10 protein-coding genes are annotated in these 8,776 nt (G+C 63.4%); 4 read left to right on the top strand and 6 right to left on the bottom strand.

What is annotated here, in order from left to right; all coding sequences use genetic code 11:
- The 3 genes from M0954_RS24005 to tsaB form a co-directional block, all read right to left on the bottom strand.
- Positions 1-641 (bottom strand): uracil-DNA glycosylase family protein (locus M0954_RS24005; RefSeq protein ID WP_297355905.1); only part of this gene is annotated, 641 nt, incomplete at its 3' end.
- Positions 628-1,122 (bottom strand): ribosomal protein S18-alanine N-acetyltransferase, encoded by a 495-nt coding sequence (gene rimI / locus M0954_RS24000; protein WP_297355903.1) that lies wholly within the window; start codon positions 1,120-1,122, stop codon positions 628-630. The genes M0954_RS24005 and rimI, both read right to left, overlap by 14 nt.
- Complete coding sequence (tsaB, locus tag M0954_RS23995; RefSeq protein ID WP_123387759.1) at positions 1,119-1,946, bottom strand: tRNA (adenosine(37)-N6)-threonylcarbamoyltransferase complex dimerization subunit type 1 TsaB; 828 nt, start codon at positions 1,944-1,946, stop codon at positions 1,119-1,121. The genes rimI and tsaB overlap by 4 nt, the downstream gene beginning before the upstream one ends.
- A 198-nt stretch (positions 1,947-2,144) precedes the next feature.
- On the opposite strand from tsaB, the gene M0954_RS23990 reads away from it, so the two are divergent.
- On the top strand, positions 2,145-2,414 hold the full coding sequence (locus tag M0954_RS23990) for an acyl-CoA-binding protein (protein WP_122155169.1): 270 nt from the start codon (positions 2,145-2,147) through the stop codon (positions 2,412-2,414).
- Between the two features lie 51 nt (positions 2,415-2,465).
- On the opposite strand, the gene M0954_RS23985 is transcribed toward M0954_RS23990, so the two are convergent.
- Positions 2,466-2,834 (bottom strand): hypothetical protein, encoded by a 369-nt coding sequence (locus M0954_RS23985; RefSeq protein WP_123387761.1) that lies wholly within the window; start codon positions 2,832-2,834, stop codon positions 2,466-2,468.
- Between M0954_RS23985 and M0954_RS23980 the strand changes: the two genes are divergently transcribed.
- Both M0954_RS23980 and aceA read left to right on the top strand, forming a co-directional pair.
- Positions 2,833-4,461, top strand: coding sequence for a DEAD/DEAH box helicase (locus M0954_RS23980; protein ID WP_123387762.1), 1,629 nt, complete (start codon positions 2,833-2,835; stop codon positions 4,459-4,461). The genes M0954_RS23985 and M0954_RS23980 overlap by 2 nt on opposite strands.
- 395 nt (positions 4,462-4,856) lie before the next feature.
- Positions 4,857-6,164 (top strand): isocitrate lyase, encoded by a 1,308-nt coding sequence (gene aceA / locus M0954_RS23975; protein ID WP_123387764.1) that lies wholly within the window; start codon positions 4,857-4,859, stop codon positions 6,162-6,164.
- Positions 6,165-6,484: 320 nt separating this feature from the next.
- Here the strand turns inward: aceA and M0954_RS23970 are convergent, their stop codons facing one another.
- A complete protein-coding gene (locus tag M0954_RS23970; protein WP_074264252.1) occupies positions 6,485-6,919 on the bottom strand; it encodes a universal stress protein in 435 nt (144 codons plus the stop codon).
- Between the two features lie 239 nt (positions 6,920-7,158).
- Positions 7,159-8,061, bottom strand: coding sequence for a LysR family transcriptional regulator (locus M0954_RS23965; RefSeq protein WP_297355901.1), 903 nt, complete (start codon positions 8,059-8,061; stop codon positions 7,159-7,161).
- 169 nt (positions 8,062-8,230) lie between these two features.
- Between M0954_RS23965 and M0954_RS23960 the strand changes: the two genes are divergently transcribed.
- The coding region (locus M0954_RS23960; protein ID WP_297355899.1) for an HAD-IA family hydrolase at positions 8,231-8,776 on the top strand (546 nt) is incomplete at its 3' end.

Below are 8,776 nucleotides of genomic sequence, written 5' to 3'. Positions count from 1 at the left end.
TCGAGCAGCTTGCCGGCCTGGCCGACGAACGGCTCGCCCTGGCGATCCTCGTTTTCGCCAGGGGCTTCGCCGATCAGCATCCAGTCGGCGTTGCGATCGCCGACGCCGAATACCGTGTTGGTGCGCTTCTCGCACAAACGGCATTGCTCGCAGCCGGCCACGCGTTCGGCGAGCGCATCCCAGTCGAGCGAGTGGACCGACGACGGCACCGCGCGCTCCTCGGCGGGCACTAAGCGCGCCTCGGCCGGCGGCTGGGTCGGCAGATCGTCGAACCAGGCGAAATCGTCTTCGGGCGGGGCGGACGGCGAGGCCGTGTCGGAGCGGGTGGTATGTGCGGTCTGCTCGGCACGTACAGCGGGTGCGCGCGGTATCGCTGCCGGCGCGCCGCGTTCGGGCGCTAGCGGCGGCACGTCGCCTTGGCGCACCGAAGAAAGCTGATCATCTTCGCCGCGTTCGGCAGGCAAGCTTTCTTGCCTGAGACCCGACTGCGAATTACTGAAGTCAGCGGCAGGCACTGCAACTGCACTTTCGAGCGCCGCGGCCGCTGGCGCAGCCTCGCCGTCACTCGCCTGCCCCATCCCGCGGCGCACCCACATCGGTGAGAGTCCGAGTTCTTCTAATGCGAATTCATGCAGCGCCATCTGCGCCCTCCCTGGCAAACGAAAAACGCATCACGATGGCGTCCTCCCGGCTGCGATGCCGCGCCGGATAATAGTTCTTGCGACGGCCGATCGAAGCGAAGCCGAAGCGTTCATAAAGCCGGATGGCCCGGTGGTTCGACGGCCGCACTTCAAGCAGCAGCCCGTCAAGTCTTTCGTTGCGCGTGATACGCACCGCTTCGCGCAGCAGCGACAAGCCCGCGCCCACACCCTGCGCGGCAGGCGCCACGCACAGATTCAGCAGATGCATCTCGTCGACCACCGGCATCAGCACACAGTATCCAATCAGGCAGCCGGTAACGTGGCGCAGGCAGATGCCGAAATAGCCGTTGCGCAGCGAATCTTCGAAGTTGCCGCGGCTCCACGGAAATTCGTACGCCGCTTTTTCGATGATGGCGACCTCGTCGAGATCGCCCTCGGTCATTGGCGACATGTAGCGGTCCGCCAGCAACACGCCGCTCATCGTCCGCCCTCGCCTTGCGATGCGGGGTGCGGTGATGCGGGGTTCGCTGCCTGTTGCGCCGCATGTTCGGCTTTAGCAGCTTTCTCTGCCTTATCCGCCATCCGTTCCGCGGTGGTCTGTGCAACCTTGTTGCGCACATATTCCGGCGCGGCGAGCTCCGCGGGCACGGTACGGCCGGCGCGCAGCGCACGCAGCGCCGCGAAAGCGAGCGGCAAGGCGTGCGGCAGCGCTTCGCCGTCAATAGCCTGCGCCACCGTTGTGGCCACGAGGCGCGCGCCGAACGCGGCGGCGCCGTTACCCGCCAGCGTAAAAGGCTCATCGGGCAAGCTCAGGCGGTCCGGCGCGTCGAGCGACGCAGGCTGAACGGTGTGCCATTCGCCTTGCGCGTCATCCCATGCGTAATCGGCCCAATACACCTCGTCCATGCGGGCATCGAGCGCCGCCACCACCCGCTTGACCGACGGATCGCGCAAGCGCGCGCTCTCGGCGCAGGCGAGCAGCGTGCCGATCGGTACCACCGGGCAATTCAGGCCGAAAGCGAGTCCCTGCGCGACACCGGTTGCCGTCCGCAGGCCCGTGAACGATCCAGGTCCCGCACCGAAGGCAATCGCATCGCAATCCGCGAGCTTGAGGCCGGCTTCGGCGAACAGTTCGCGGATCGCCGGCAGCAGGCGCGTGCTGGACACCGCACCGGTCGCCTCATGGCGCACCCACGTGCGCGGTTCGGAGGCAGAAGCGTCCACCGCGTCGACGGCGGCGGACAGCAGCGCGACCGAGCAGAATTCGGTCGACGTATCGAGGGCAAGCAGCACAGTTCGGGTCATGACCGCTATTGTAATGCGAGGCCCCCTGTTGCCGGACAGGCAGCGTGCACGCTGCACCGCAGAACGACGCGCACGGTGTGCGTGAAGCGCTCCGCTCCCCACGCCGTTTGGAGTAATCGTTCGAGCCTCGTTCGATGCACCGGGCGATGTCGCTTGTTATGATCGTCGGCCCATCTTGAATTTGCCACGGAGAAACACATGAGCGACGTCGACGCACAATTCGCGAAAGCCCACGAAGAAGTGCAACAACTGCCGGAACGTCCAGGCAACCTGACGCTGCTGCGCCTGTACGCGCTCTACAAGCAGGCCACCAAGGGCGACGTTCAAGGCGACAAGCCGGGCTTTACCGACATCGTCGGCAAATACAAGTACGACGCCTGGGCCGCGCTGAAAGGCACCGCAGAGGACACCGCCAAGCAGCAGTACGTCGAACTGGTCGAATCGCTGAAAAGCGGCGCCTCGGCCTAGGAGCGGTCGCCGGCACCAGGTAAAATCGACGTTTCCCTTCACGGAAATGTCTTAAACATGTGGCGCAGTGCAGCAAATGCCGTTACAATCCTGCCTGCGCTTCACTGCTTTGCCCGGCTTTCTCCAGCGGCCTTTGCGGCGCAGCGCCTCGTAGCGTTTTGCTCCAATCCAGTTTAGAACCTGTCCCCTCCTGCCTAGCCCCCTACGGGCGATCATGTACCAGGCTGGCGGCACGCCGTGTTGGCATGTCGCAACCGATACAGCTTCTAACGAAAAGCTCGCCTTGATTGTCGCGAGCTGCCCCCGTTTTTCGATTTGCTCGCTGCTTCTTTGCTCGCTGAATCCGACGACTTGGGTATGCCGATTGGCGCCGACGTATTTATTCCGTGCATCACCCAGGATCGTTTCAAGGATTCTCATGACTTCGAGCAATACCCCCAGCAGCCCGTTGAACGCCATCGCCGACCAAGCCCTAGGTCTCGCCGCTAGTGACGCAGCACCCGAACAAGCCGCAGCCGTTGCTGCAGCGCCGGAAGCCGTCGCAGCCGAAACCGCAGCACCGGCCGGCCCGTCGTTCGCGTCGCTCGGTCTGTCCCCGGACGTCGTCTCCGCGCTGACCGCCGCTGGCTATCAAACTCCGACGCCCGTTCAGCAACGTGCGATCCCCGCTGGCATCGCCGGCCGCGATCTGATGGTCTCGAGCCCGACCGGTTCGGGCAAGACCGCCGCGTTCATGCTGCCCGCCATCGAGCGTTTCTCGCAACTGCAAAAGACGCAGGCGAGCCAGCCGCGTGAACCGCGTCCGGCCGACGGCGCCCGCACGCGCCGCCCGCAACCGGTTGCCCGTCCGACCATGCTGGTTCTGACGCCGACCCGCGAACTCGCGATGCAGGTCACCACCGCCGCTGCCACGTACGGCAAGCACCTGAAGCGCCTGCGCACCGTCAGCATCCTCGGCGGCGTCGCTTACGGCCAGCAACTGATGCTGCTCGCGAAGAACCCGGAAATCCTGGTTGCTACGCCGGGCCGTCTGATCGACCATCTGGAACGCGGCCGTATCGATCTGTCGCAACTGCAGATCCTCGTGCTCGACGAAGCTGACCGCATGCTCGACATGGGCTTCATCGAAGACATCGAAACGATCGTTGCAGCTACGCCGGCTTCGCGCCAGACCATGCTGTTCTCGGCCACGCTCGACGGCAAGATCACTTCGCTGACCGGCCGCCTGCTGAAGAACCCGGAACGCATCGAGATCGTCCAGCGTCTGGAACAGCGCACCAACATCGCGCAAACCGTCCACTACGTTGACGACCGCGATCACAAGGATCGTCTGCTCGACCATCTGCTGCGCGACTCCGGCCTCGACCAGGCTATCGTCTTCACGGCAACCAAGATGGACGCCGACCAACTGGCTGGCCGTCTGGCCGACGCTGGTTTCGAATCGGCTGCGCTCCATGGCGATCTGCCGCAAGGCGCACGTAACCGCACGATCAAAGCCCTGCGCGAGCGTCGTGTGCGCGTGCTGGTCGCAACTGACGTCGCAGCTCGTGGTATCGACATCCCGGGCATCACGCACGTGTTCAACTACGACCTGCCGAAGTTCGCCGAAGACTACGTGCACCGTATCGGCCGTACCGGCCGTGCTGGCCGCTCGGGTATCGCCGTGAGCCTCGTGCATCACGCCGAACAAGGTGCATTGAAGCGCATCGAGCGTTTCGTGCGTACGCCGCTGGCTGTCAACGTTGTCGAAGGCTTCGAGCCGCGCAAGTCGGCTCCGTCAGGCAACGGCCGTCCTGGCTTTGGCGGCCGTGGCCGTCCGGGCGGTGGCAACGGCGGTGCTGGCCGTCGCTTCGGCAGCGGTAGCGGTGCTGCCAAGCCGGCTGGTAACGGCGGCGGCGCTCGCACCGGTAACGGCGGCGGCAATGGCGGCAGCTGGGCCGGCAAGTCGGCTGGCGGCGGTTCGCGTGAAGGCTTCGGCGGCTCGCGTGACGGTGGCTACGGCGCACGCCGCAGCGACGGTCCGCGTACGGCGCGCCGTGGTAGCTGAATAAGCAGCTAAATGGGCGATGGGCGGCCATGCGCCGCCCTCTACTCAGAAGAAACCGGTGCTCATGCACCGGTTTTTTTTCGTCCGTACTCTGGTCGCACACGAAATTTCACGATGTGGAAAATTTTTTTGCCTCGTAAAAAATCGTGCTGCGTGGCACAACAAAGCTATTGCAGCAGGGAAAATCGCTTTTCTTAATGTGGAACAAATTTTATAAGCAGTTGATTTATAACATTTAAAAATACACCGAAACGCATGACATGCGTCTATTGCGCGCACCTCGATTTGCCTAGACTCTTATACAAGACTTCACGAAACGAAACGCCTTTCCGGCAGCACGCTTCGAGAAGAAAGAGTTGATCGATCCACTATCCAGGCAATCCAAGGAGCAAACCATGACGTCACGCCAACAGCAAGCACAGCAACTCCAGCAGCAATGGGAAACCGATCCGCGCTGGAAAGGCATCAAACGCACCTACACCGCCGATGACGTGGTGCGCCTGCGCGGCTCGGTGCCGGTTGAGCACACGCTCGCCAAGCGTGGCGCGGAAAAGCTGTGGGAAAGCGTCAACAACGAGCCGTTTGTGAACTCGCTCGGCGCCTTGACCGGCAACCAGGCCATGCAGCAGGTGAAGGCCGGCCTCAAGGCGATCTATCTGTCGGGCTGGCAGGTGGCGGGTGACGCCAACGTCGCCGGCGAAATGTACCCAGACCAGTCGCTGTATCCGGCCAATTCCGTGCCGCTCGTGGTCAAGCGCATCAACAACACGCTCACGCGCGCCGACCAGATCCAGTGGTCGGAAGGCAAGAACCCCGGCGACGAAGGCTATGTGGACTTTTTCGCGCCTATCGTGGCCGACGCTGAAGCCGGTTTCGGTGGCGTGCTGAACGCGTTCGAACTGATGAAGGCGATGATCGAAGCAGGCGCCGCAGGCGTGCACTTCGAAGACCAGCTCGCCTCGGTGAAGAAGTGCGGCCACATGGGCGGCAAGGTGCTCGTGCCGACCCGTGAAAACATCGCCAAGCTGACCGCCGCGCGTCTCGCGGCGGACGTGTCCGGCACGCCGACCGTCCTGCTCGCCCGCACCGATGCAGAAGCAGCTGACCTGGTCACCTCGGACATCGACGACAACGACAAGCCGTTCCTGACCGGCGAGCGCACCGTCGAAGGCTTCTACCGCACGCGGCCGGGTATCGAACAGGCCATCTCGCGCGGCCTCGCTTACGCGCCGTACGCCGACATGATCTGGTGCGAAACTGGCAAGCCGGACCTCGCCTTCGCGAAGAAATTCGCCGATGCAATCCACAAGGAATTCCCGGGCAAGATGCTCGCGTACAACTGCTCGCCGTCGTTCAACTGGAAGAAGAACCTCGATGACGCGACGATCGCCAAGTTCCAGAAGGAACTCGGTGCGATGGGCTACAAGTTCCAGTTCATCACGCTGGCCGGCTTCCACGCGCTCAACTACTCGATGTTCAACCTGGCACACGGTTATGCCCGCAACCAGATGACCGCATTCGTCGAAATGCAGCAGGCGGAATTCGCGGCGGCCGAAAAGGGCTTCACCGCGGTCAAGCACCAGCGCGAAGTGGGCACGGGCTACTTCGACGCCGTGACGCAAACGGTCGAACGCGAAGCCTCGACGACCGCGCTGCATGGCTCGACGGAAGACGAACAGTTCTTCGACAAGAAGGTCGCGTAAGGCGTTGGCTGGCTCAAGCCATGGTGCAGGCCCAGGTTTGCGCCAACCACCAACGCGAAACGTGGGCCTGGAAAAGCCCGGGCGAATCGATAGACAGACAAAGGTAGGCAGACGGAAAAGCGGCCCCGCCAGAGGACCGCAATCAGGGAGGAGACAGTCAAGCCGGAGAAGGCCAGCGAGCGAGACTCACAAGGTCTCAAGACAGGCCCGGGCGGACCGCGGAATCTGAGAGAAAAGTAGATGGCATAGCTAACTATGCGTGCCGTAGGCGACGCGCTGGCTTCATCCCGCCAGCGCGTTTTTTTCAAAGCCGCGCTCGTTCACCGATACACGATCACCGGAATCTTCGTATGCGTGAGGACCCGCTGCGTCTCGCTGCCGATCAAAAGACTGCCAAGCCCGCGGCGTCCATGCGAGGCCATGAAGATCACGTCGCAACCACCCTTTTCAGCCGCCTCGATGATGCCGAGATACGGCGCCGGATGCACGCTGGTGAGGCTCCTGACGATCACGCCGACATTGCGCCCAGCCCACTCGACCTCCCGCAAATGCACGCGCGCCTCGCGCTCGCTGCGCTCCAGGAAATCGCCGGGCGGCTCGATCACCACTTCGGAGAACGGCGAATACGGATATTGCGGCAAGCAGGCATACGCGGTGACATCCGCGCCGATCGCCTGGGCAAGATCGATTGCGCCTTCAATCGCTTTTCGTGACAAGTCTGAACCATCCGTCGGAACCAGGATGTGCCTGAACATGGTGCCTCCGTCGTCGACTGCGGCTGGACCTGCAAGACGGCGGCAATGCATCGCATGGGCCGCCGCAAAGCAGATCTTCAGGACAGCGAAGCCGGGCCGAACCCGGATCTTGTGAAACGGAAAACGCGCCGCCCCAATCGATTGTAGTGCGCCTGAATCGACACGACGCCCGCTTGCGGGTCTGTCCGCATATCGGAAACCCGCGCGGAGCCTCGATCCGGTCCTGGGCGGCCCCGCCTTCACCCCCAATAACCGGGATGACCGTAGGTATGTTTAAGAAAATCCAGGAACAGCCGCACCCGCAGCGGCAGATGGCGGCGCTGCGGAAACACGGCATGAATACCGATGGGCGGTGCGGCGAACTCATCGAGCACGCTGACGAGCCGGCCGGCCGCGATATCGACGCCGACTTCCCACCACGAACGCCACGCCAGCCCGTAGCCTTCGAGACACCACTCGTGCAGCACCGCGCCGTCCGAGCATTCCATCGTGCCGGACACCTTGATCGACACGACCTTGTCGGCCTGCTGGAACACCCAGCCGCGCTGCTGGTTGGCGCCGGCGCCGAGTGCAAGACAGTTGTGATGGGCCAGATCGGCGAGGCTTTGCGGCGCACCGCGGCGCGTCAAGTAAGCGGGCGACGCCACGCAGACGCGGCGGTTTTCGCCCAGCCGCAGCGATACCAGCGACGAATCCGGCAATTCCCCCAGCCGCACTGCGCAGTCGAAGCCCTCGTTGACCAGATCCACCAGACGGTCGGACAGATCGAGCGTGATCGAGACGTCGGGATGAGCCAGGGCAAATGCCGGCACCAGTGGCGCGACGTGGCGCCGCCCAAAGCCGGCCGGCGCCGACACGCGCAGGTGGCCGCTTGCCTTCACACCGCCCGCCGAGACGCTTGCCTCGGCGTTCTGCATGTCGTTAATGACGCGCTGGCAGTCTTCGAGGAACGCCGAGCCTTCGAACGTCAGCGTGATCTTGCGCGTGGTGCGCACCAGCAGTTTCACGCCCAGCCGCTCTTCGAGCGCATCGATGCGGCGCCCGATGATGGCCGGCGCCACGCCCTCTGCCTGAGCCGCCGCCGACAGGCTGCCCTTGGCTGCGACGGTGACGAAGGTCTCGATCTGCTTGAAACGGTCCATGAGGTAGCCGAAGCCGGACGCGGGCGAAAGTGCCGTCGCGCGCACCGAAAGTGGGAATGGGATCCAGATTAGGTGGATGAAAGTAAAAGATCAAGTGATGTTTAGCCTCTTTTTTAGCGTAGAGCATCACTAATACAATCTCCTTGACCTCGAATTGGAGCGCACGGCAATGTCGGCCACAACGGCACTCTCCCCTAAAGCAGTCATTTTCGACGCCTACGGCACGCTGTTCGACGTGCATTCCGTAGTCGCTGCGGCGGAGCAGATGTTCCCCGGCCACGGCGACGCGCTCTCGCAGTTGTGGCGGCAAAAGCAAATCGAATACAGCCAGTTGCGCACGCTTGCCGATCCGGCTGGCGCGCGCTATCAGCCGTTCTGGAACATCACGCTCGACGCCCTGCGCTTCGCCGCGCACAGGCTCGGCCTCACGCTCAATCGCGCGGCGGAAAAGCGTCTGATGGACGAATACGCTTGCCTGTCGGCCTTCCCGGATGCGGTACCCGCGCTGCGCCAGTTGCGTGAGCCGCGCGAACAGCATGGCAAAGCGGCACAAGCTGAACAAACGCCCTCAGACGAACGAAGCGGCCAGGCCACCCAAGCCGGCGCCCCGCTCGGCCTCGCCATTCTGTCCAACGGCAATCCGCAGATGCTCGACATCGCAGTGAAGAGCGCCGGCATGAACGGACTGTTCGACCACGTCCTCTCAGTCGACACT

The sequence above is a fragment of the Paraburkholderia sp. genome, assembly GCF_026225065.1.
GTDB lineage: Bacteria > Pseudomonadota > Gammaproteobacteria > Burkholderiales > Burkholderiaceae > Paraburkholderia.
The sequence above is the reverse complement of the archived record's forward strand: the minus strand, read 5'-3'. Positions and strand labels throughout refer to the sequence as shown.